The organism is Arthrobacter glycogeni (assembly GCF_054510815.1).
Window position 1 is genome coordinate 341,233 of the sequence record NZ_JBTNDV010000001.1, and the last position, 23,797, is coordinate 365,029.

A 23,797-nucleotide genomic window follows, 5' to 3' on the forward strand; every position below is an offset into this window, starting at 1 on the left:
CGCTACTTGACCGACCCGGAGGTCAGCCCGCCGACGATGAACCGCTGGAGGTAGAGGAACAGCAGCAGCACCGCGATCATCACGGATCCCGCAGCGAAGATGCCAAGGTTGTTCTGCAGGTTCAATGCCCTGTCCGCGGTTCCCGCGTCGACGGCAGCCTGGCCGATGCTCAGCAGCTCTTCCACACTTGAGGGCGCATCGGGTGCCAGATCGGTGTTGCGGGTCAGTACCAGCGACTCAATGGAGTAGGGCATCCCGTAGGTCTGCCCGTTGTAGGTGACGGCTTCGGCTGCGATAGGAATCAGTGCCTCTTTCTGATCCGCGCTGATCTGCACCGGGTCGATCGAGTTGTTCTGCACCAGATTGCCGATCCAGTCATGCGCGCCGACCACAATGTCCGGCCCATTCCCTGAGGCGTTTGCAGCCACGAAGTTGGTCTGCAGGTCAGTCGCCACCGTCTGTACCTCGACGGTGATGCCGTTTTCCTCGCCGAACTGGTCCGCAATCGGCTGCATCGCCTGCACGAATGGCCCATTGGCCCAGATCACCAGGTCCGCATCTCCGCGGTCGGGGGCACCCGTTGCGGCCGGTGCGTCTTCAGTGGACGCCGCACCGGAAGCGGATGAGGTAGGGGCCGATGGGGCGGAACACCCGGAGGAAACGTATCCGAAGGAGTGGGTGGAAGCCGTAAACCTGCGAAAGCGTGTGATGGGTCGGAACTGTAAGCGATTACAGTTCTGACGTGCAATACCTACCGATGGTGCAGTAGCGAATTCATTGTCTGAGTCGTCATTTGCGCAACCGGTTCCATTGAGGGTTCTTTCGGGCCTAAGATTGTCGACATGCTTTCAAGTTCAATCACCGATCAGCTCCAGCTCTCCCCTCTCCATGAAAGGGACGACGTTCAGCAGTGGTGGCGTTCCTCCGTGATCTACCAGCTGTACCCACGGTCGTTTCGGGACCTCAACGGTGACGGCATCGGAGACCTCAAGGGCATCACCGCCGAACTGGGCCAGCTTGCTGAGCTGGATATCGATGCGCTGTGGCTATCACCCTTCTACTGCTCCCCGCAGCTCGATGGTGGGTACGACGTCAGCGACTATTGCGATGTGGACCCCATCTTCGGGACCCTTGAAGACTTTGACGCCCTGGTGACCAAAGCGACGTCGCATGGCCTCCGCGTCATCATCGACCTCGTTCCCAATCACTGCTCCCAGGAACACCAGCTGTTCAAGAACGCCCTGGCGGCAGCACCCGGCAGCCCTGAACGCGAGGTCTTCATCTTCCGGGACGGCCGCGGCGAGGGGGGCACACTCCCTCCCAACAACTGGCAATCCCACTTCGGCGGACCGGCGTGGACGCAGGTCGTGGAAGCTGATGGGCGTCCCGGCCAGTGGTACCTGCACCTGTTCGATTCTTCCCAGCCGGATTTCAACTGGGACAACCAGGCAGTGCACGATGAGTTCGAACGCATCCTCCGCTTCTGGCTGGACCGAGGCGTCGCGGGATTCCGTGTGGATGTTGCCCACGCACTGATCAAGGCCGATGGATTACCCGACTGGGGCGGGCGGGCCGACGGGGGCAGCACCCCGGGATTCCCCTTCACTGAAGCGCCCATGTTCGGGCAGCCCGCAATCCACGACATTTTTCGTCGCTGGCGGTCGATTCTCGGTGAGTACGACGGCGAACGTATCCTGTGTGCCGAAGCCAGCGTCGACCCGTTGAGTAGGCTCGCCGATTGGGTGCGCGAAGACCAGATGCACCAGACCTTCAACTTCTCCTACCTCGCGGCGCCCTGGGATTCCACTGAACTGCGCCGTATCATCACCGCGTCCCTGGAAGCTTTCGACCGGGTCGCCGCTCCAACCACCTGGGTACTGTCAAACCACGACGTCGTCCGGCATCCCACCCGCCTCGGTCAGGGCCCCACAGAAGCGGGGCGGCAGGGCGACGGCATCGGACCCGACGACGAGCAACCGGACCACCGGCTGGGATTACGGCGGGCTACTGCCGCATCGGCGTTTATGCTCGGACTACCCGGCGGGGTCTATCTCTATCAGGGTGAGGAGCTGGGACTCCCTGATCATACGGAAATGCCTCATCACTTCAGACAAGATCCGTCCTATCACCGCACCGAAGGAAACAGGCTCGGCCGCGATGGCTGCCGGGTGCCTTTGCCCTGGACTACTGAAGGGGCTTCCCTCGGATATAGCCATACCGGGGAATCATGGCTCCCCCAGCCGGAGGGGTGGGCCGAACTGTCCCGGGAGGCCCAGCAGAAGGACCCTCGGTCTGTCCTTTCCCTGTACAAAAATGCGCTTGCTCAACGCCGGCTGCACCAGCTGGGCTCGGGGTCGCTCGCCTGGGCAGAGGACTACTTCGCTGAGGGTTGCCTTGGATATGTCAACAACTCTGTCCTCGTCCTGCTCAATATGAGCCCTACGGACCTTGAGATCCCGGATCTACCCATCCTTTTGCGCTCCAACCCGGCCGCCGACTCCTCCCGTATGCTGTCCTCGGAGGAATGCATATGGCTTCACCTGGACTAACCCGCGGCAGAGCCGACGTGGGCCCGCCCCGCATCAAGGACGTAGCGGCCCTTGCGGGTGTGTCCACGGCGACTGTTTCCCGGGCGCTCAGCGGCAACGGCCAGGTGTCGACCAAGGCCCGGACACGGGTGCAGCAGGCAGCCCGCGATCTGGGTTTCGTCATGTCCTACCACGCATCAAGTCTGGCGACCGGTCGCAGCCGCACCATCGGTATCGTCCTGCCCTACATTGACCGCTGGTATTTCTCCGCCGTTCTCGAAGGGGCAGCCGGAGCAATGATCGAGGCCGGGTATGACCTGTCGCTCTACAACTTCGAGGGAGATCAGTACCGCGAAACCGTACTCACTGACTTCCTGCTCCGGAAACGACTCGACGCTGCCATTGCCGTCTCGCTGCATCTCAACGACCACGAGACCGAACAATTGTTCTCGGCAGGCATCCCCCTGGTCGGCATTGGCGGGCGCATCGCTGGCGTGGATTCGATCTACATCGACGAACATGCCGCGGGTCGCCGTGCCACCGATCACCTCATCGGTCTGGGGCATCGCCGAATCGCGCACCTGGGCGGCGTCCATGAACACGGGCGCCAATTCAAGCCCTCCACCGACCGTCGCGCCGGCTACCTCGACGCCCTACAGGCCGCAGGGATCCCCGCCGACCCCGACTACTCCCTGATCGCTGATTTCACCCTCAATGATGCCTATCAGCAGACAAAGAATCTGCTGGCCGAACCCCGCAACCGTCCCACTGGTATCTTCAGCGCCTCCGACGAAATGGCTATGGGAGCAATCCTCGCGGCACGTGAACTGAACATTAGGGTTCCAGCCGAGCTATCCGTCGTCAGCATTGACGGCCACCCGAACGGCGAGTCTTTTGGTCTGACGACAATTGACCAGCACACTCACGATCAGGGTGCCAAAGCTGTCGCCTGGATTCTGCAGCAACTTTCAGGAGACACCGCCGACATGCCAGACGATCCACTGCCGCTCGACTTCATCGTCCGCTCCTCCACCGCTCCGCCGCAGGAGGCAGCCCGCCGGTAGGCTTCCAGTACCAGTACCGGTGCCGGTGCCGGTGGCGGAATATGCTGCCAGGATCCGCTGCCGGTGCCGCTACACCAACCGCCAGGAGAAACCACAGTGCGCCTCATAGCCGAAAACTGCTACCAGCTTGAAAAGTCCAGGGGGTCGAACGGCTATCTGGTGAGCGGCCCCGGGTTCACCGCCGTGATCGACCCGGGCATGCCGGGCGGCTACGATGCCCTGCTCACCGAACTGCGCGATGCGGAGCCTGTGATTGGTCCGGTCACCCATATCCTCCTGACCCACTACGACGCCGACCACACGCGGGTGGCAAAGCAACTGCAACAGACGCTTGGGGTCCCGGTCTGGCTCGGCGCTGCCGACGCCGCCATCCTGCGCGGGGACGTTCCTCAACCCACCCGTTTCCGGCGTTTCCTCGCCCGGGTCTTCCCGACCGGGTACCCGGCGGGGGTCGTTGAGCTGACCGGCGAACAAACCGTAGCCGAGGGTCTCACAGCGTTTCCCACGCCGGGCCACACCCCCGGGCACATGGCGTTCCAGTTCGGTGCGGTGCTCTTTTCCGGCGATGCGGTGGCAGTGTCGGCGGCCGGTGAGCTCAGGCAGTTCTACCGGCTGACCATCAGCGATCCAGCGCAGGCCCGGCAGACCGAGGATCTGCTGCGGGCCAGGATCGCCGGCGGTGGTGTGCGGTGGATCTGCGCCGGGCACAACCCGCCAGCGAAGACCGGGATCCGCTAGGAGTCTTTGGGTGCAGAAGCCCCGGGTGCAGAGTCCTTGGGCGAGGAATCCCCTGGTGCGGCGTTTTGGGGTGCGGCGCCGTCCTTCGCTGGATCCTCGTGAGACCTGAGCTCATCGAGGGCCGTAATGGCTTTTTCCCAGCGCGTCTGCCGTTCGGCGGGTGATTGCTCCCACCAGGGTGTGCCCCGCTCGCCGAGGCCTTCCTTGGCGATCTGCACGCGGCGACGCGCCTCCTTCACCTTGGGTTCCTGTTTGGCCTTGCGGTGCTTGTTGACGGCCGAGCGGGCGCGGCCCAGCTGGGATAGCAGCTGCTTGGCGACGTCGTCGGGCAGGGTGGGATCGGCGCGGCGCCATTTCCTGCCTTCATGCAGGAAGAACCGGTCGTCGTCGGGCGTCTGGGTGGTCACTGGCTAGCCTGCAGCCCGAATAGCGCCCCGAAGAACAGGAAGAATCCTACGATCAGGAGGACCGCCCAGATGGTCGAAATCCACCCGAGCACCTTGCCGATGGTGGCCGCCTGATTGAATTTTTCGGCTCTGCTGGCCTGGATGATGGCCAGAGGTCCGAAGACAATGCCGAAAAAGAACAGTCCGATGATCCCAAACACCAGAGACAGCTGGGCGTGCTTCTGCCCTTGCATCGCACCCTGGGAATGCATGGTGTGCGTTGGCCCGTAGTGGGAGGGCTGTCCGGGGTAGTTCTGGGACATAGGTTCATCCTTTGGTCTGCGTAGCTGGCTAAGGGTACCAACCTACTAGCTGTTTGGGACCGGCGGACCTACGACCAACAGTGCCGCGAAGACCACGGCGACCGCCGCGACCGACACCACCGCAGCCAGCAGGGGCTTGCGCAGCACCCAGGCCTGCAGTTGCTCGGCCGGGCCGCGCGGGGTGGCGGCGCCCGGGGCGAGCCGCCACCCGCCGTCGAGCTTCCGGCGGCGTTCCATTGACCGGTCGAACACGACCGAGGCAAGAGGAACAACAGCCGAGAGCAGGCCCACAACACCAAGTTTGAAGGACCAGCGCTGGTTCACCCAGACGAAGATCGTGACCATCACAAACACCAGGAAAACAAAACCGTGGATTCCGCCAGCTGGTGAGATCAGCGACTCGGTTGTTTGGGTCGCGTACTTGAGGAACATGGCCAAGAGCAGGAAGGCCCAGGTCAGTGCCTCGGCGACGGCGACGGTGCGGAACAGGATGCGGGGGCTCATGCGTCTCTCCAGAATGGTCGGTCCTTCCAAATTACCGCAGGGCGTTGCACCCGCCCGCACCCATCCGGCGTTGGACACGTCACATCTGTACCTTTGGTGTGGGTAGCCGCCGCAAGCCCGTCGCTGTTGGGTCTCCCCTTCCCACCGGATCACGGCTGCCGGTTGACCGGGCCACCGTGATCAGCGTGGCGATAATGATGACTGCCCCGGCCAGCTGGCCAACCGAGAGGGTTTGGCTCAGGAAGACCCAGCCGCACAACGTCGCCGTCAAAGGACTGAGCGAGCCGAAAAATGAGGCGGTCGACGCCGGGAGCCGGCTCAGTCCGCGAAACCAGAGGAAATAGGCGACGACCGTACCGATACTCATGAGGTAGAGGTAGCCAGCAATATTCGCTGGGGTCAGCACTGCGGGCGGCGGCCCTTCGACCAGCCATGCCAACGGCATCAGGAACAAGCCGCCAGCGACGAGTTGCCACGCTGTCAGTGTCAGAGGCGACGCGGGTTGCCCCCACCTCTTCAGCAGGACAACCCCGGTGCCCATGGAGGCGGTGCCCAGAAGCGCCGCGGCGACGCCGATCGGGTCGAGTTTGGCCTCGGCGGACAGGACCATCAGGGCCACCCCGAGGATGCCGGCCATGCCCGCGACTATTTTCCGCGCGGTGAGCCGCTCCGAAACGACCACCGAGGCAAGGACGGCGACGACGAGCGGCTGGATGGCTCCCATTGTGGCGGCCACACCGCCGGGAAGCCGGTAGGCGATGAACAGCAGCGCGAAAAACGCGCCAATGTTGAGCACCCCGAGGGCTGCGGCCTTCCACCACCAACTACCCTGCGGCAACCGGCGGATCAAGAGCAGCAGGACCAGCCCCGCGGGCAGCGCCCGCAGCACCGCAGCGAGGTGTGGACGGTCGGGTGGCAGATACTCGGCGGTCACCAGATACGTTGTCCCCCAGATGGCGGGAGCGAAAGCTGTCATTCCCAGGATCATTCGATTGCTAAGCACTTAGCTAGTTTAGCTAAGTGCTTAGCGAGTGTCTAGGCTTGGTTCATGATCGATCACGTTGACCGCATCCTCAGGCAATGGAATGCCGAACGGCCCGACCTCGATGCTTCCCCCATGGGGGTTATCGGGCGGCTATCCCGGTTGTCCCGGCAAATCGACCGGGAGCTTGGGCAGACCTTCCTCAACCATGGGCTGGACGCCGCAAGCTTCGACGTCCTCGCTACCCTACGCCGGTCCGGTCAGCCCTATGCTCTGACCCCTCGCGAACTCACCGCCAGTTCGATGGTGACCTCCAGCGCCATTGCCCAGCGCCTCAACCGACTTGAGGAACGCCGGCTGATCACCCGCGCCAAGGACCCCGGCGACGGACGCGGCAAGCAGGTAGCACTTACCCCCGACGGCCTTAAACTGATCGACGCTGCCCTCCCCGAGCACCTGGCGACCGAACAGCGGATCCTCTCCGCCCTATCATCCGATGAGCGGGACGCCCTCGCCGTGCTACTGACCAAACTCTCAGCGGCACGTGGTTAGCTGAAACAGTCCTGATACCGCAAACCGCTCAAAGGTTGCAGCTGCTGGGAGGCACAGTGTTTCTTCTCGACCCCACCCTTCCCGGTGGGCCGCCGGACCTGGTCTTTTCCGCCACCGACCTGGTCACTGCCGCCGAATGCGAGTACCGGCTGCTTTCCGCTCTCGACGAGAAGCTGGGCCGTTCCACCCGGCCGGTGTTCGACGTCGACGCCATCCTGGAGCGCACCGCCGTCCTCGGCGATGTCCATGAACGCAACGTGTTCGACGCCCTCATTGCTGAGCACGGCCCCTGGAATCCTGACACCCAGACTGGGGTGTACGACGTCGTCCCCGCCGTGGGAATGCACCGCACCCTTTTGGTGGACAAGCATCGGGAATCGATTGCTGCGCTGAGGTCGGGGGCCGACGTCGTCTTCCAGGCGGCGTTCTTCGACGGCCAGTTCCACGGCAGATCCGACTTCCTGGTGAAAACCACTGAGGGACAGTACGCGGTCTGGGACACGAAACTGGCCCGCCACGCGAAGGTAAGCGCCCTGTTGCAACTCGCTGCCTACGGTGACCAATTGCTGGCGGCTGGCATCCCGACGGCGCCCGAGGTCACGCTGGTGCTGGGCAACGGAGCGCACAGCATCCACAGTCTCTCCGACATTCTGCCCATCTTCCGCGAGCGCCGCGCACGGTTCCTGCGCCTGGTCGACAAGCACCGCAGCCAGCCCGAACCGGTGCGGTGGGGACGTGCTGGCCACACCGAGTGCGGCCGCTGCAACTACTGCCAGCTGAAGGTCGTCGAAACCCGGGACCTGCTGCTGGTCGCAGGAATGAGCACCACCCGCCGGGCAAAGCTCCACCAGGACGGCATTCGCACCATTGACCAATTGGCCGCCCTCGACGTTCCCATCAATAACAAGAGCCTGCTTCGGTTGGGAGATCAGGCGCGGATGCAGACCGGCACAGCCCACCCCGACGGCAGCGTGGTCTACACCGGCAAGGAGGGCCTGCCGACCACGTTGAGCTACCGAGTTCTCCCCGACCACACGTTGGCCACCCTCCCTGCGCCCAGCCAGGGGGACATCTTCTTCGATTTCGAGGGCGATCCGTTGTGGCAGGACAGTGCCGGCAGATGGGGTCTTGAGTATCTGTTCGGCGTCGTCGAGAACCCAGACCGCCCCGGCGACCCTCCCCCGTTCCTGCCGTTATGGGCGCACTCCCGCCTCGAGGAGCGCCACGCCTTCACTGACTTTCTTAAGTACGTCGCCGACCGCCGGGCCCGGTACCCCAACCTGCACATCTACCACTACGCCTCCTATGAGAAGACTGCGCTGCGCAACCTGTCGCTGGCCCACGTGGTCGGCGAGGATGCGGTGGACGCCCTGCTTCGGGAAGGCGTCCTCGTGGACCTGTATGAGACGGTGCGCCACAGCCTGAGGATTTCCGAGCGTTCCTACAGCATCAAGAAGCTCGAACCCCTCTATATGGGTGAACATCTGCGCAGCGGGGATGTTATGGACGCCGGAGCCTCAGTGGTTGCCTACGCCGACTACTGCACTGCCAGGGATTCCGGTAATGAAGTCCTCGCCGCTGAGATCCTCGCCGGAATCCGCGACTATAACGAGTACGACTGCCTCTCGACTCTCCGGCTCCGCGACTGGCTGCTCGACCGGGCCGCCGAACGGGGCGTCACAGCCGCTCCCGGCCCCCGGCAGGATGCCCCGACAGAACTGCAGGAGCCACCCCCCGAGGAGACCCGACTTCTGGCGTACCTTGACGGTCTCCCCCTGACCCGCGAGCTGACCGCTGATGAGCAGGCCGTGGCGATGGTCGCCGCAGCTGTCGGCTATCACCGCCGCGAAGACAAGCAGTTCTGGTGGGAGCATTTCGACCGGCTGGACACGGCGATCGAGGACTGGCCGGATACCCGCAACGTCTTTGTGGTGCAGGGGGCCGAGGTTCTCGATGACTGGGAAAAGCCCACCTCTCGAACCAACCCGGTCCGCACACTCCGATTGACGGGCGTGGCGTCCGAGGGATCCGACTTCGAGCCGGGGAAAACCCTGTTTCGCCTGTATGACCGGCCGTTCCCGGACGACCTCGCTGCCGAAGCCGGGACGGAGACCTCATTCAGGGCCGGTTGGTTCGGCACCGAGGTAGTCTCCCGGGACCACGACGGCGTCCTGGACGTGCTGGTGATCCGCGAGAAGCTCAGGACCAAGGGTGCCGTGTATAGCGAACCGCCCATCGCGCTGACCCCCGATCAGCCGATCGCGACGAAGAGTATCCGCGCCGCGTTGGCCGAGTTGGCCCACCAGGTGGGGTCAGTGGTGCCCGACCTGCCCCGCAGCCCGGGGCTGGAGGTGCTGCGCCGGGCCAACCCCAGGCTCTCTGGTGTGGGGTCCCTGCCGGTGGTGGTCGACGGCGACTACGTCACCGCCATCACCGCCGCCGTCACCGCGCTGGACCACAGCTATCTGGCCGTGCAGGGCCCGCCGGGGACCGGCAAGACCTACGTCGGCTCACACGTCATCTCCGCGCTGGTGGCCCGCGGCTGGAAAGTAGGAGTGGTGGGCCAATCCCACAAGGTGGTCGAGCACCTGATCCGGCAGGCACTCGCGGCCGGTGTCCCGGCTGACCGCACCGCGAAGAAGACCAAAGATCCCCAGACACCGTGGGCCCACACCACCGACGATGGCGTTGCGGCGCTCCTCGTTTCCCCAGGCGGAGCGCTGGTCGGCGGGACCGCCTGGACGATGACGGGCAGCAAGGTCCCAGCCGGCTCCCTGGATCTGCTGGTCATCGACGAGGCAGGACAGTACTCGCTGGCGAACACCCTCGCGGTGTCGCGGGCAGCCACGCGCCTCCTGCTGCTGGGCGATCCGCAGCAGCTGCCGCAGGTGACCCAGGGAACCCACCCCGAACCAGTGGATACCTCAGCGCTGGGCTGGCTCTCGGCGGGTCACGCGACCCTTCCCCCAGAGCTCGGCTACTTTCTGGCCGATAGCTGGCGGATGCACCCCGACCTCTGCGCAGTCGTGTCCCGGCTGTCCTACGACGGAAAGCTCGAGTCGGCGCCTGCAGCCGCCCAGCGCTTCCTTGCGGGACCACCGGCAGGGGTTGAGTGCATCATGGTGGAGCATGCCGGCAATACCACCTCGTCGCCCGAGGAAGCCGCGGAGGTGGTCGCCCAGGTGACAGCGTATCTCGGTCTTCAATGGGCGGGTGGCACGGGCGAGCGTCCTCGCCCGCTGGAGTCCGACGACCTACTGGTCGTGGCTGCCTACAACGCCCAGGTGCAGGAAATCCAGACCCGCCTTAAGATGGCTGGGCTGAAGGGCGTGAGGGTGGGAACCGTCGACAAGTTTCAGGGTCAGGAAGCTCCGGTGGTGATCGTTTCGATGGCCTGCTCCTCGGCGGTCGAGGCTCCCCGGGGGGTCGGATTCCTCCTCAACCGCAACCGGGTCAATGTTGCAGTGTCGCGAGGGCAATGGCGGGCAGTCATCATCCGTTCGCCATTGCTCACCCACCATTTACCGCCCCGGCCGGAACAGTTCGAGGAGTTGGGAGCCTTTGTCGGGTTGTGCATGGCGGGGACGGATGGTTCGCTCTAGCCAGGGCTGGCGACCAAGCCCCCGTCCGTTGGGGGGAGGCAGCGTAGTGGGTTGGCGGCGTGACTCCGACCTATTTCCGGCCCACCCCCTTGGATCAAAGATGTGACGATTAACGCAAAATAGGGCGGGAATTGCTTCCCGCCCTATTTCAGTGGTCAGTGACCACTAAGTCGAACTAGACGACCTGGATGTTCACGGCCTGAGGACCCTTGGGGCCCTGCTCGGTCTCGAAGCTAACCTTCTGGTTCTCGTCGAGGGACTTGAAGCCGCTCGAGTTGATAGCGGAGAAGTGAGCGAACACATCGGCGCTGCCATCTTCTGGTTCGATGAAGCCGAAGCCCTTGTCAGCGTTGAACCATTTCACGGTACCTGTTGCCATTTTTAATCATCCTTCTGGAAATATGAAACCAATCCCGACTGTCGGGCAGTTTCAGTCGCGGCGTTCGTTTCCCGCTTCTACAGAAAAAGCGGCTGGCCCGTCTGGGTTTCGCCGCTTGAAATACAAAATGCGCAACACTACAACTGCGTAAGAGTCTACATGGATTTTGCTGGAGGCAAAACCGCGGTGCGGGCGCCGCCCAAAAAATAGAGAGAACCTGGAGCGATCCGCTCGTCGGTCTGTGACGAAGAACATGTAGCGAGCAGTCCTCGACTCGTAGTGGACGGCTTCAACAACATCAGTTCGCAAAAGTCAGTAGCTACCAAGCCCGATGAAAGGCAACACCATGAACACCACCTCCAAAGCCCTGAGCGTGGCCTTCGCCGCCACCCTCGCCGGAGCGGTCAGCCTGGGTACAGCCGGCATGGCCGTCGCAGCACCTGCGAGTGCCCCTCTTTCCCTGCCTGCGATGACTCAGGCCGAGGACGTAGTCATCACCATCACGGATTTCTCTTTCGATGTTTCCGGGCCGGTTAGCCCGGGCGCCACAGTGACGGTGACCAACAACGATTCAGAAGCCCACACGGTATCGTCGACCGCCCTGGAATCCGGATCAATCGCTGGCGGGACCAGCCTTACCTTCAGTGCCCCCAGCGAGCCTGGCGAGTACCCGTTCATCTGCGACTTCCACGGCAACATGATGGGAACCCTGGTCGTCGAGGCGGCGGCGGCCCCCGCCCCAGCCGAAACCCCGGCTCCGACCCCGGACCCCACCCCGACTCCAACGTCCCAAATGGGCGAAATGCCCAAGGGCGGCGCCGATACCGGCGCTCAGGAGTCCCCTTCCGAGGGTGCGCTTGGCGGGATTGTTCTCGGCGGCGGGCTGGTCCTCGCCTTGGCGGCAGGCAGCACCTACGTGGTGCGCCGGGCGACAAGCAGCAGCTAGCGACCGCTCGACCGGTATGGAGCGTATGCAACCTCCATACCGGTCTGGGGCTGCGCTCCGCCGTCACATACTGTCTGGAAACGCATGAAAGCACTGGCGCATGTCGCCGACCGCTGACGAGTCGCCTCGGCAGCACCGCCGCCGACCGCTTCGGATCCTCTTGATCTTGCTGTTACTCGGCATACTCTCGTGGGCGCTGGCGTCCGTCGGGCCCGGTCTGGTCACCGGCATGAATCTCCTTGGGAGTTCCCTCCTGAGCGGCTCCGAGTGCACAGTCAAAACCGCCAACGGCGACGTCGGCCTCACCGGCGACGAGGCGAAGCGGGCCACCACCACCGCCGCGCTCCTGATCCAGGGGTTGGAAGCACCGGATACCTCAACCATCGACGCGGCAGTCATAAGGCGGCTGACAGCTGGATCGCCCGACGACGCAGGGCCTAGCTTTCACTGCCGGGGCTCGGCCGCCACTGACCTTGAGATCGAGCCACCCACTGACACCGGCCTGACGCCCCGCGCGGAACAGGTGCGGCAAGCGATGGCCGAGGTGTTCGGGGAGCAGAGTCTCGGCGGGTTCGCCCCGGGAGGGGTTGGCGAGGGCCACGGCGAGGCGTCTACCCACTATGACGGCCGGGCCATCGACGTCTTCTACCGCCCGGTGACCGAGGAGAATCGACGTGAGGGGTGGATCCTTGCCCACTGGCTCGTTGCGCATGCGGACGACCTGGACATCCAATACGTCATCTTCGATGACAAGTTCTGGAGCGCACATCTCGCCCGCGGGCGGTGGCACGACTACGAGGCGCCTGCTCCCGGCAACGAAATCCTGCGCCATCTCGATCATGTGCACGTGGACGTTCTCGGTGGAGGTCCCGGCTGACCTACCGGCGCGCATAGCTGCCGTGCGGTCAGGGTTGAGCCTGGAGTGGAATCGACGAGTCGATCAGTATCTCAGCCGCCCGGCGGGCCTGCCTTGCGGGTTCGGTGGTGCCGCTGATTGCGGCGGTGGTTTGCGCGCCTTCGGCCAGGATTGCCAACTGGGCCGCAAGTTCCGCTGTCCCACCGATGTCCGCGACGAGGCCGGAGAGATATTCCTGAAAGGAGTGCTTATGGAGTCGGGCCACCTCGGCGACCGCAGGCGAAACGGCGCCGAGCTCCCCAAAGGCGTTGATGAATCCACAGCCCCGAAATGAGTCGCTGGCAAACCAGTCGGCGAGGTAATCGTAGACAGCCAGGAGGCGGCCCCGCGGGGAGGCGGCTCGGTCAACGGAGGCTGTGACTCCGTCGGTCCACAGCCGGTGCCGATACTGCAGTACCGCAAGCACTATCGCCTCTTTCGACGAAAACAACCGGTATAGCCGCTTCAGGGATACCCCGGAAGCTTCCCGCACATCATCCATTCCTACAGCCTGGATGCCGCGCCCGTAGTACAGCTCGTCAGCAGCCTCAATAACCCTGTTGCGCACCTTTTCCTCATCCATTACCCCAGTGTACTTGCGGGAGAACCATCGTTCCCGTAAGATAACATTCAGGAGAACGTACGTTCTCCATCCTCTGGAAGGACACAGAATGCCGTTCATTACTGCCGGAAACGAAAACTCAGCACCTATTCAGCTGTATTTCGAGGACCACGGGGACGGCCAGCCAGTCGTCCTGATCCACGGGTACCCGCTTGACGGGTCGTCCTGGGAGAAACAGAGCGCAGCCCTCCTGGATGCCGGCTACCGGGTCATTACCTACGACCGGCGCGGTTTTGGCAAGTCTTCCAAGCCGACTACCGGCCATGACTACGACACGTACACCGCTGATCTGCAGGCTGTGATGGAATCGCTCGATCTTCGGGATGCAGTCCTGGTCGGGTTCTCCATGGGAACCGGCGAGGTGGGACGCTACCTGGGTACCTACGGTTCGGACCGGGTCGCGAAGGCAGCATTCCTCGGTTCGCTTCAGCCCTTCCTGCTGCAGACCGATGACAATCCTGCTGGGGTTCCTCAGGAGGTCTTTGACGGGCTGCTTGACGCGGCCAAATCGGACCGGTATGCGTTCTTCACCGACTTTTTCGACAACTTCTTCAATACCAAAGACACCCTCGGCAACCGACTCAGCGAGGAAGCATTGGCGGCAAACAAGAACCTTGCCAATGCGGCTTCGTCCTACGCCTCTGTGTGGGCGCAACCCACCTGGCTCACCGACTTCCGTGCAGATGTAGCCAAGATTTCGGTGCCTGCCCTGATCGTGCACGGCACAGCAGACAATATTCTGCCGATCGACTCGACAGGACGTGAGTTCCACAAAGCGCTCCCTGATGCCGACTACGTTGAGATCGAGGGAGCCCCGCATGGCATGCTGTGGACGCATGCCACTGAGGTCAACAACATCCTCCTCAGCTTTCTCGCTAAGTAACCGACAGAAAACGGAGAAGAGCAATGACTGACAAAAACACACTGGACCGCGCCCAGCAGCTGAAAGCGTTACACACGGCACCGGAGATACTTCGGGTAGTCAACGTCTGGGACGCCATCAGCGCCGCAACTGTCGCCGCGCTGCCGGAGACAAAAGCGATTGCTACTGCGGGGCACTCGATCGCTGCGGCCTACGGTTACGCTGACGGCACCATGCCGCTGGATACAGCACTGGCCGGGGTGAAGACGATCGTTGACGCCGTTGACCTCCCGGTCACTGCCGATCTCGACGACGGATACGAGAATCCGGCTGAGACCATTCGCCGGGCGATCGGGCTCGGCGTCGTTGGCGCCAACGTTGAAGACCGGCTCCGACCTTTTGATGAGTCAGTTGCCCGCGTGCACGCCATCGTCGCTGCGGCAAACGACGAGGGTATCGCGTTTCAGCTCAACGCGCGCACGGACGCGATTGTGCGTGGCGGTGACCGCCCGCTGAAGGACAGCATTGACGACGCCATCAGCCGGGGCCGGGCCTTTCTCGACGCCGGCGCCGCCCTGGTATTCGTCCCCGGGGCTCTTACCCGCGACGTTATCGAGCCTCTCGTTGACGGCCTAGGACGGGGAAAGCTTTCAGTCATCGGAGCCCCCGGCGCCCTTGCAGCAGCCGAGCTGCAGGACCTCGGGGTAGCCCGCATCTCCTATGGACCCTTCACCCAGCGGGTTGCCTTGCACGCACTTCGGGATCTCGCCACCGACCTATACGGGTCAGGGGTCATCCCGGCCGATACCCCGGCCCTGAACTAGGCACAGGACGGGACGGCTGGACATGTGACCAGTGTCGATCGACACCGCCAGCCGTTCCGTCTGTCGCGGCAGGCTCAAAACCAGCCCGCACCTTTCGGGCAGGTCAGGGGCCGGAGGAACCGATGGCAGCAAGATGAGTCGTCGCGGTCACCACGCCGATCGCTACTGTGCCGGTGGCCTGCCGCCCGAGGTACCATCCGTGCATGCGCTCGGTGCCTCCGCCAGGCCGGACCTGCCATCGAGTGTCGCTGACCCGCACGATCGGCGCCGTCGCCACGAGGTCCAGCGCCACGGGAAGGATAACCGTGTCGGATACCGTCACGCCACCCTGGCATTCGTCAGTGATGAACCGCTCGAACTGGATGGATCCGGAGGCGGTGGCTGTTCCCAGCTTGCGGCCGATGGTCAGCACCCCTGGTCCCGACCCGACGACGAACTGCTCGCGGACACCTGTCGTACCGTCACCACAGTCGATCAGTTCGGCGGTGAAGCTCGACGCACTGACCGTCGTCGCACGCCCCGGCGGGCTGGTGGTGCTGGCCTGCACAATGTCGTCCTCAAGGAGGACACCCGGACCGGTGGGGTCAAACTCGGCGCTGTAGTCGCCCCGCGCTCCTGTGCCGCCCGGCGGTGCGACCGGGTCGGGGGCAACCGGGGCGTCGCCGTGGGTTCGCTGCCGCTCCACAGCGTATTTCAGGAAGGCCGCGGGGCTCTCCGCCTCAACGATGAGCGGGCCCACGCTAACGGAGCCGGTGCCATCGCGGGCGAAACTGTAGGACCGACCAGTCGTACGATCGGCACCAGCAGACGTGGTGCCTCCGATACCCGTAAAGAACCTGACCGAAGTACCCATCACCGTAATCTGCACCTCCTGTGCGGGCAGCGTCGTGGTTGATCCCGGGTCGCTGCACCCGGGGTTGGCGGTGACAACCAGGTTGACGACCGCGTGCCCGACGGCCTGGTCGAGGCTATGCCCGATATCGAAGGTTACCGGACCCGGCTCGCTCGCGTCCCGGGTTTCGGTTTGGACCGTGGTGGTGGCGATGTCTTCGCTCAGATCTGGGCAGGTGATGGTGGCCGCCCGGGACAGGAAAACATCAACCGTCGCAGCAGCACCGACCTCCTGCCGGAAGGAGACCGCACCGGCGTAGGCTCCGTCCGTCGCGGGAAGGAGGTTGACCGCAGCCTGGTAGTACCGCAGGTTTTCCTGCTGCGTGCCTCCGGGTGGTGCTGCCACCGCCACTGTTGTTAAGGTCGGGGCGACGAGCCCCACCATGGCTACGCAACACACCAATCTGCAACGTGCACCTGTGCCTAGTTTCATGGCGCGCTCCCTGCCCTCTTGGGCAATTTTACTCCCGGACGGGTTTCACGTCACCGCTTTTGGTCTACAGTTTCTGGACGGCCCGCGGACCTCACACAATTCCGCCAGTAGCGCGTGAGAGCATTAATGCATGCCCCCAACCAGCTCTCCCATGATCGATGTCACCGACATCATCCGCATGGTGGGCGGCGCCTCCTTCCAGCGTGGACAGACCTACGCGAAGCAGGGTGCAGTGTCCCAGCTTGCTTGGGATCCGTCGGGCAATACTCTTGACGCCCGGGTCCAGGGAAATTCACCCGCCGCGTACCGCACGCGCCTTTTCCTGTCAGCAAAGGGCGACGGTCGCTACCGCCTCAGGGACAGCTTCTGCAGCTGCCCCATCAGCCTCGACTGCAAGCATGTGGCCGCCACGGCGCTGCAAAGCAACACCGAGCATCTCCTTTCCCGTGCGGAGCTCACTACCCCCCTTCGGCGAGCAGAGCCGCAGGGCTGGCAGAGCTCCCTCACCGGGCTGATCGAGCCCGCGCCCGACGACGCCGCCCGGGCCGCCACTGCGTTCACCCCTCTCGCGCTCCAGTTTGAGCTCCGGTCCGCCCCCAACTCCCGCCCGGGATGGTCGTCAAACGGCTCATCGCGAAAAGCCACCAAGCCTCGGCTGGGTGTCCGCCCGGTGGTCCGCAACAGCAAAGGCAACTGGGTCAAGAACAACCTGACCTGGGGCAGCATCAGCTATCAGACGTACGGCATCCTCCTCGACCCCGACCAGCACCGCTGGTTCTCCCAGTTCCCCTCACTCCACCGTGGAACCGGGGTCAGCTACTTCGGCAACAACGATTCCTGGCTGTACCTCGAAGACTTCAGCAACCCGCTCCTGTGGCAGTTGCTGCGCGAAGCACGGCGCCTCGGCATCGAATTTGTCGGCTCCACCAAGGGCGTCGCAGTGGTGCTGGGCGGGACGGCCACCCTCAAACTCGATGCCACCGCCACCACCGACCTCCAGCTGAGCCTATGCCCGGTCCTGGAAATCGACGGTCACCAGCACCCGCCCGACACTGCCCGGCCAATCAGCACCCACGGCATCTACACCGTCGACCCCGGAACTCCCACCCGAAGCACCGTCATTACACTGGCACCGTCGGCGAAACGGCTCACCGATCACGACATCGGGCTCCTGCTGCAAACTGCCCCGGTAATCATCCCCACCGAGGAAACTCCCCTCTTCCTCGACAGCTTCTACCCACGGCTTCGCCAGGCGATCGAGGTCATCAGCAGCGACGAGTCGGTCAACTTCCCCGACATCGCGCCCCCACTGCTCATCCTCACCGCCCACTACACCGCGGATGACCGGCTGGAACTCGACTGGGACTGGGAGTACCGGCTCGGCGACGAACCAACCCGTAAATCACTGCTCGCCGAACCCGGCGCCCAGGACTACCGCGACGCCGCTGCCGAGGAAGAGCTGCTCCACGCCGCACGCACCCAGCTCGGGTCCACCCCGCTCAAGGCACTCACCCTGGAGGACATGGCAGCCGTCGAGTTCACCGAGGACACCCTGCCGAAGCTGACGGGATTCGACGGCATCAGGGTTGACGTGATCGGCGAGAAGCCCACCTATGAGGAGCTCACCGAGCCCGCCCAGCTCACCATCACGACCGTCGAAACCGACAACCGCGACTGGTTTGACCTCGGCGTGCTCGTCACCGTCCAGGGCCGCAAGGTCCCGTTCGACCACATTTTCCGTGCCCTCGCCCAGGGGAAAAAGAAAATCAAGCTGGTGGACAACAGCTACCTGTCCATGGACCAGCCCATCTTCGAACAGCTGCGCGAACTGATCGAGGAAGCCCGCTCCCTCAACGAATGGGAGCCGGGACTGAAGATCAGCCGCTACCAGGCCGGGCTGTGGGCCGAGTTCGAGGACCTGGCCGAGGAAACCGAGGAGGCCCAGGGGTGGCGGTCAGCGGTGGCGGGCCTGAACGATCTACAGGAAATCTCCCCCACTCCCCTGCCCCCCACCCTGTTTGCCACCCTCCGTCCGTACCAGCAGGACGGTTTTAACTGGCTCGCGTTCCTCTATCAGCACGGACTCGGTGGTGTCCTCGGCGACGACATGGGCCTCGGCAAAACCCTGCAGACCCTGGCCCTCCTCACCCATGTACGTGAAACCGGCGAAACCAGGCCCTTCCTCGTCGTCGCCCCCACCTCGGTGGTCCCGAACTGGGTGTCCGAAGCCCAGCGCTTCGCCCCCGGCCTCTCCGTCACCGGCATCACCGACACCCAGGCGAAAAGCGGCACGGATCTGGCGACCCTAATCGGAGGAGCTGACGTCGTCATCACCTCTTACACCTTGTTCCGCCTCGATTTCGAGGGTTACCAGGCGCGGGAATGGGCCGGGCTAATCCTCGACGAGGCACAGTTTGTGAAAAACCGGACCGCGAAGGTCCATCTGTGCGCCAAAGAGCTTTCGGCGCCGTTCAAGCTCGCCATCACCGGCACCCCCATGGAGAACAACCTGATGGAGCTGTGGTCGCTGTTCTCCATCACCGCGCCGGGCCTGTTCCCCTCCGCCCGCCGGTTCACCGAGGATTACCGCAACCCGATCGAGAAGACAGGCAACACCGAGCGTCTCGCCCGGCTGCGCCGCAGGATCCGGCCGCTGCTGATGCGGCGCACCAAGGAGGCCGTCGCCTCCGACCTGCCACCGAAGCAGGAGCAGGTGCTGGAGGTGGAGCTGCATTCCCGGCACCGGAAGATCTACCAGACCCATCTGCAACGGGAACGCCAGAAGCTGCTCGGCCTGATCGAGGACCTGGACCGCAACCGGATGATCGTGTTCAGGTCACTCACGCTGCTGCGGATGCTGAGCCTCGACGCGTCGCTGGTGGATAAGGCGTACGACGGCGTCCCCTCCGCCAAGCTCGACGTCCTGTTCGAGCAGCTTGAGGATGTGGTCGCCGAGGGCCACCGGGCCCTGGTCTTCAGCCAGTTCACCTCCTTTCTGAGGAAGGCAGCCGAGCGGCTTGACGCCCAAGGCATCGCCTACAGCTACCTCGACGGCTCCACCCTGCGCCGCGGTGACGTGATCAACGGCTTCAAGGACGGCGACGCCCCGGTCTTCCTGATCAGCCTCAAGGCCGGTGGGTTCGGCCTGAACCTCACCGAGGCGGACTACGTGTTCCTCCTGGACCCCTGGTGGAACCCCGCCACCGAGGCACAGGCCGTCGACCGCACCCACCGGATCGGCCAGACCCGCAACGTCATGGTGTACCGGATGGTGGCCGCCGGCACCATCGAGGAAAAGGTCATGAAGCTCAAGGAACAGAAGGCCAAGCTGTTCAGTTCAGTGCTGGACGACGACGCCGTCTTCAGCTCCGCGCTGACCGCCGACGACATCCGGGGCCTGCTGGAGGGCTAGAGTCGAAGGGGTGAGTCAACAACTATCAGCCGACCTGCCCGCCACCGCCCCCAACACCGGATTCGTCAAAGTGCGGGGTGCCCGCGAGAACAACCTCCGCAACGTCAGCGTCGACGTCCCGCGGGACGCCATCGTGGCCTTCACAGGGGTTTCCGGGTCGGGAAAATCCTCGCTCGCCTTCGGCACCATCTACGCCGAAGCGCAGCGCCGCTACTTTGAATCGGTGGCACCCTACGCCCGGCGGTTGATCCAGCAGGGGTCCAACCCGCGCGTCGACGAGATCACCGGCCTGCCACCCGCGGTCGCCCTGCAGCAGCGCCGGGGCACTCCTAGTTCCCGTTCTACGGTCGGCACCGTCACCACCCTGTCCAACTCGGTACGGATGCTCTTCTCCCGGGCCGGCACCTACCCCGACGGCGCCGAGTCTCTGGACTCCGATGCCTTCTCTCCCAACACCGCCGCCGGCGCCTGCCCCCAGTGCCATGGGCTGGGCATCGCCCACACGGTCAGCGAGGAATCGCTGGTTCCGGACACGTCGCTGACCATCCGGGACGGGGCCATCGCCGCCTGGCCGGGAGCGTGGCAGGGCAAGAACCTCCGCGACATCCTGGGCGAACTCGGTCACGACATCGACACCCCGTGGAACCAGCTACCCCAGGGATCCCGCGATTGGATCCTGTTCACCGAGGAACAGCCGGTAGTTGAGGTCACCCCCCAACGGGACCGCGTGGCGAAACCCTACAAGGGCCGCTTCTGGAGCGCGAAGAGCTACGTCCTGCACACCCTCGCCGACTCCTCCAGCCAGTCCATGCGGGAACGAGTCCTCCAATTCATGCACAGCGGGCCCTGCCCACTCTGCGACGGCAGCGGCTTGCAGCAGGCCGCGCTGGCCGTGACCTTCGCCGGCTATTCGATCGCCGAGCTCACCGCCGTCCCCCTGGCCGAACTCGCGGCGATCGTCGAGCCCACGGCCACCCTGCAACACGCTGGATCCAGCTCCCGCGCGCTGAGCTCCGGTGAGACCACCGAGGTGGCGGTCACCCTGACCAAGGACCTGCACCAACGGGTCGGCGTCCTCCTGGATCTGGGACTCGGCTACCTAAGCCTCCGCCGGCCCACCCCCACCCTGTCCCCCGGCGAAATGCAGCGGCTCCGGATCGCCACCCAGCTCCGCTCCGGCCTGTTCGGGGTGATCTACGTGCTCGACGAGCCGTCGGCTGGTCTGCACCCGGCGGACGCGGAACCTCTCCTGGAGGTCCTGCAACAGCTCAAGACGTCCGGCAACTCGGTGTTCGTCGTCGAACACGACATGGATGTGGTCCGCAACGCCGACTGGGTGGTCGACGTTGGCCCGCGGGCTGGTGAGGCTGGCGGATCGGTCCTTTACAGCGGTGCCGTGGCCGGCCTCGCCGGCGTCGACGAGTCGGTCACCCGCCCGTTCCTCTTCCCGGAACAGGCACCGCCCGCCGCCGAAGCGGTTCAACGTCAACCGGAGCGCTGGCTGACGTTGAACGGCATCACCCGTCACAACCTCCGCGCCCTCGACGCCGCGGTCCCCCTCAACGTGCTGACCGCTGTCACCGGTGTGTCCGGGTCGGGCAAGTCCACCCTCGTCTCCCAGGTGCTGGCCGACGTCGTCAACGACTACCTGCACGCCGACGTCCCGGTGGAGGAATCCGACAGTGACAACAACAGTGACGGCAGCGACCGCGACTGTGCACCGGGCGACCATATGACCGTGGGGCATATCGAGGGCCTCGACCTGATTGACCGGCTGGTCCGGGTGGATCAACGCCCGATCGGCAGGACCCCCCGATCCAACCTGGCCACCTATACGGGTCTGTTTGACGCCGTCCGTAAGGTCTACGCCGCCACCGACGAAGCCAAATCCCGCGGGTACGGGGCTGGCCGGTTCTCCTTCAACGTGACCGGCGGCCGCTGCGAGACCTGCCTCGGCGAGGGGTTCGTCTCCGTTGAACTTCTCTTCCTGCCGGGCAGTTACGGTCCCTGCCCCACCTGCGCCGGGTCACGCTACAACCCGGAGACCCTTGAGATCACCTACCAGGGCAAGACCATCGCCGAGGTGCTCGGACTCACCGTCGATGCCGCCGCAGAGTTCCTTGCCGGTGTTCCGGCGGCAGCGCGCAGCCTGACCACCCTCCGCCAGGTGGGGCTGGGCTACCTGCGGCTCGGCCAACCCGCCACCGAACTCTCCGGCGGCGAGGCACAACGCATCAAGCTCGCCACCGAACTGCAGCGCGCCCGCCGCGGGCACACCCTGTATCTGCTCGACGAACCCACCACCGGTCTCCACCCGGCAGACGTGCAACTGTTGCTTATTCAACTCAACAACCTGGTCGACGCCGGCAACACCGTCGTCGTCGTCGAGCATGACATGTCAGTCATCGCCGCGGCGGACTGGGTCATAGACCTGGGCCCCTCGGGCGGCGATGAAGGCGGCACGATTGTCGCCGCCGGGACGCCGTCGTCGGTCGCCTCCAACACCGTCAGCCGGACGGCGCCCTACCTGGCCCGCCGGCTGAGCGACACCGCCTGAATCTCAGTTACCCGCGCTGATCGCTGAAAGCCTTCTTCCCCGCGGCGCTTGCGCTGATGTGATTTCCGCGGCTCTGATCGGTGACCGGTCCGGTACCGGCGATCTCTCGCATCTGCTCAATGCCAGCGACCGCCTCGGGTTTGGTTGGATAGTATGCGGAGACGGCGACCAGTGCTCCGTCACCTGCCATCAGTTTGATCCGGTAACCACCATCGTGCGCATCCACTATTTTGAAGTAGCCTGACACTTTCTTACCTCCTTGTAAGGAATGTCTGAACGGGTACCTTCATACTATGGATCCGCAGGTCCGCTGGATATGATCCGGGTAAACAAATCTTTTCCCGTCCGCCGGAGCGAAATTCTGCCATTATGCGGGAATGAGTTTGGCCCGACTCCGTCCGCCGTGCCGACCGGCTCACCTTGGAACGAGAGTGGGCCCGTCGGTCACTGCCTCCTGGCCATGACGCCCTCCTCCCATCGTTTCGCGCAGCGAAATCTGGCAGTCGTTTTCTTCGCCCATTTCCGCTACCGGCGGTAAAATGGGACTGCTGGCACGGTAGCCATCCCGGCGCCAACGGCCCTGTAAAAGCTCGGCGAATAGATTCCAATTTTCACAGGTTCTTTTCTCGATTCAAGGGAGGGGAAATGACTACCGCATCACCACATGCTCGTGACTTTCATGTGACCCACGAGCTGGTTCGTACCGGCTCAATGGGAATAGGCGTAGTCCTTCTGCTTTTGGGCGTCCTGGCCTTCGTGCCAGGACTGACGACACAGTACGGATCGCTGGCCTTCGCCAGCGGCTCCGAGGCGCTGCTTTTCGGCGTCTTCCAGGTGTCCATCCTGCTCAACCTCGTCTATCTGATTGTCGGAGCGGCCGGGGTCATCATGAGCAGGGATAGTACGGGGGCCCGTAATTTCCTGTTGGGCAGCGGCGCCCTTTTCCTGGTCATGTGGATTTACGGGGTGGTCATCGATCTTGAGTCGACGGCCAACTTCCTGTCCTTCAATGCGGCAGGCAACTGGATGCACCTGATCATCGCGTTGATCGCCGGCGCTCTAGCCATCGCGCATATCGCCCGTCACCGTGGAGGTGGCCAATCAACCAACACCTAGAGGGGCCGTCGGTCCAGATCATAAACAGTTTGCCTTGCACCGATCCATTCGGTGCAAGGCAATTTTCATTAATCGGCGACATTGGACGGCTACGTCGCGGTCGGCTGGGCAAGGCTGCGGATCGCGGCGAGGTCCGGATTCAAGGGGTCGTTCTCACTTCTGGGGGCAAGGGGGCTTGGCT

General features: G+C 64.0%; 21 protein-coding genes. 12 read left to right on the forward strand and 9 right to left on the reverse strand.

The window, feature by feature from the left end:
- Positions 1–2 precede the first annotated feature (2 nt).
- Complete coding sequence (locus tag ACX80G_RS01510; RefSeq protein ID WP_459305205.1) at positions 3–548, reverse strand: sugar ABC transporter substrate-binding protein; 546 nt, start codon at positions 546–548, stop codon at positions 3–5.
- 294 nt (positions 549–842) lie between these two features.
- Here ACX80G_RS01510 and ACX80G_RS01515 point away from each other — a divergent pair, with 294 nt between their 5' ends.
- The 3 genes from ACX80G_RS01515 (at position 843) to ACX80G_RS01525 (ending at position 4,330) form a co-directional block, all read left to right on the forward strand.
- Complete coding sequence (locus ACX80G_RS01515) at positions 843–2,549, forward strand: glycoside hydrolase family 13 protein (protein ID WP_459305206.1); 1,707 nt, start codon at positions 843–845, stop codon at positions 2,547–2,549.
- The gene (locus ACX80G_RS01520) at positions 2,531–3,592 is read left to right on the forward strand and encodes a LacI family DNA-binding transcriptional regulator (protein ID WP_459305207.1); all 1,062 of its coding nucleotides are present in this window, start codon (positions 2,531–2,533) and stop codon (positions 3,590–3,592) included. The genes ACX80G_RS01515 and ACX80G_RS01520 overlap by 19 nt, the downstream gene beginning before the upstream one ends.
- Before the next feature lie 96 nt (positions 3,593–3,688).
- Positions 3,689–4,330: an MBL fold metallo-hydrolase gene (locus ACX80G_RS01525; protein ID WP_459305208.1), complete on the forward strand. Its 642-nt coding sequence runs from the start codon at positions 3,689–3,691 to the stop codon at positions 4,328–4,330.
- Here ACX80G_RS01525 and ACX80G_RS01530 read toward each other — a convergent pair.
- From ACX80G_RS01530 to ACX80G_RS01545, 4 genes are all read right to left on the reverse strand, one after another.
- Positions 4,327–4,737 carry a 2-polyprenylphenol hydroxylase gene (locus ACX80G_RS01530; RefSeq protein ID WP_459305209.1) on the reverse strand — a complete coding sequence of 137 codons (411 nt, stop codon included), beginning with the start codon at positions 4,735–4,737 and terminating at the stop codon, positions 4,327–4,329. The two genes, ACX80G_RS01525 and ACX80G_RS01530, sit on opposite strands and share 4 nt — an antisense overlap.
- Positions 4,734–5,039, reverse strand: coding sequence for a hypothetical protein (locus ACX80G_RS01535; RefSeq protein WP_459305210.1), 306 nt, complete (start codon positions 5,037–5,039; stop codon positions 4,734–4,736). The genes ACX80G_RS01530 and ACX80G_RS01535 overlap by 4 nt, the downstream gene beginning before the upstream one ends.
- 45 nt (positions 5,040–5,084) lie before the next feature.
- Positions 5,085–5,543 (reverse strand): DUF3817 domain-containing protein, encoded by a 459-nt coding sequence (locus ACX80G_RS01540; RefSeq protein ID WP_459305211.1) that lies wholly within the window; start codon positions 5,541–5,543, stop codon positions 5,085–5,087.
- 79 nt (positions 5,544–5,622) lie between these two features.
- Positions 5,623–6,546, reverse strand: coding sequence for an EamA family transporter (locus ACX80G_RS01545; RefSeq protein WP_459305212.1), 924 nt, complete (start codon positions 6,544–6,546; stop codon positions 5,623–5,625).
- A gap of 45 nt (positions 6,547–6,591) precedes the next feature.
- Between ACX80G_RS01545 and ACX80G_RS01550 the strand changes: the two genes are divergently transcribed.
- On the forward strand, positions 6,592–7,077 hold the full coding sequence (locus ACX80G_RS01550; RefSeq protein ID WP_459305213.1) for a MarR family winged helix-turn-helix transcriptional regulator: 486 nt from the start codon (positions 6,592–6,594) through the stop codon (positions 7,075–7,077).
- Between the two features lie 56 nt (positions 7,078–7,133).
- Positions 7,134–10,679, forward strand: a complete 3,546-nt coding sequence (locus ACX80G_RS01555) for a TM0106 family RecB-like putative nuclease (RefSeq protein WP_459305214.1) — start codon at positions 7,134–7,136, stop codon at positions 10,677–10,679.
- Between the two features lie 175 nt (positions 10,680–10,854).
- Here the strand turns inward: ACX80G_RS01555 and ACX80G_RS01560 are convergent, their stop codons facing one another.
- Entirely contained in the window at positions 10,855–11,058 is a 204-nt protein-coding gene (locus tag ACX80G_RS01560) for a cold-shock protein (protein WP_019483883.1), read from the reverse strand.
- A gap of 346 nt (positions 11,059–11,404) precedes the next feature.
- Here ACX80G_RS01560 and ACX80G_RS01565 point away from each other — a divergent pair, with 346 nt between their 5' ends.
- Entirely contained in the window at positions 11,405–12,004 is a 600-nt protein-coding gene (locus ACX80G_RS01565; protein ID WP_459305215.1) for a cupredoxin domain-containing protein, read from the forward strand.
- Positions 12,005–12,104: 100 nt separating this feature from the next.
- Positions 12,105–12,881, forward strand: a complete 777-nt coding sequence (locus ACX80G_RS01570) for a VldE C-terminal domain-containing protein (RefSeq protein ID WP_459305216.1) — start codon at positions 12,105–12,107, stop codon at positions 12,879–12,881.
- Positions 12,882–12,909: 28 nt separating this feature from the next.
- Here the strand turns inward: ACX80G_RS01570 and ACX80G_RS01575 are convergent, their stop codons facing one another.
- The gene (locus tag ACX80G_RS01575) at positions 12,910–13,482 is read right to left on the reverse strand and encodes a TetR/AcrR family transcriptional regulator (protein ID WP_459305217.1); all 573 of its coding nucleotides are present in this window, start codon (positions 13,480–13,482) and stop codon (positions 12,910–12,912) included.
- A gap of 88 nt (positions 13,483–13,570) precedes the next feature.
- Here ACX80G_RS01575 and ACX80G_RS01580 point away from each other — a divergent pair, with 88 nt between their 5' ends.
- Both ACX80G_RS01580 and ACX80G_RS01585 read left to right on the forward strand, forming a co-directional pair.
- Positions 13,571–14,404: an alpha/beta fold hydrolase gene (locus ACX80G_RS01580; RefSeq protein WP_459305218.1), complete on the forward strand. Its 834-nt coding sequence runs from the start codon at positions 13,571–13,573 to the stop codon at positions 14,402–14,404.
- A 23-nt stretch (positions 14,405–14,427) separates the two neighbouring features.
- Entirely contained in the window at positions 14,428–15,207 is a 780-nt protein-coding gene (locus ACX80G_RS01585; RefSeq protein ID WP_459305219.1) for an isocitrate lyase/PEP mutase family protein, read from the forward strand.
- Between the two features lie 103 nt (positions 15,208–15,310).
- On the opposite strand, the gene ACX80G_RS01590 is transcribed toward ACX80G_RS01585, so the two are convergent.
- The gene (locus tag ACX80G_RS01590) at positions 15,311–16,444 is read right to left on the reverse strand and encodes a hypothetical protein (protein WP_459305220.1); all 1,134 of its coding nucleotides are present in this window, start codon (positions 16,442–16,444) and stop codon (positions 15,311–15,313) included.
- Between the two features lie 217 nt (positions 16,445–16,661).
- Between ACX80G_RS01590 and ACX80G_RS01595 the strand changes: the two genes are divergently transcribed.
- Together ACX80G_RS01595 and uvrA are read left to right on the forward strand one after the other, a co-directional pair.
- Positions 16,662–19,943, forward strand: coding sequence for a DEAD/DEAH box helicase (locus tag ACX80G_RS01595; protein WP_459305221.1), 3,282 nt, complete (start codon positions 16,662–16,664; stop codon positions 19,941–19,943).
- A 10-nt stretch (positions 19,944–19,953) separates the two neighbouring features.
- Entirely contained in the window at positions 19,954–22,500 is a 2,547-nt protein-coding gene (gene uvrA, locus ACX80G_RS01600) for an excinuclease ABC subunit UvrA (RefSeq protein ID WP_459305222.1), read from the forward strand.
- Positions 22,501–22,507: 7 nt separating this feature from the next.
- On the opposite strand, the gene ACX80G_RS01605 is transcribed toward uvrA, so the two are convergent.
- Positions 22,508–22,747, reverse strand: a complete 240-nt coding sequence (locus ACX80G_RS01605; protein WP_459305223.1) for a YegP family protein — start codon at positions 22,745–22,747, stop codon at positions 22,508–22,510.
- 398 nt (positions 22,748–23,145) lie between these two features.
- Between ACX80G_RS01605 and ACX80G_RS01610 the strand changes: the two genes are divergently transcribed.
- Complete coding sequence (locus ACX80G_RS01610; RefSeq protein ID WP_459305224.1) at positions 23,146–23,616, forward strand: DUF4383 domain-containing protein; 471 nt, start codon at positions 23,146–23,148, stop codon at positions 23,614–23,616.
- Positions 23,617–23,797 lie beyond the last annotated feature (181 nt).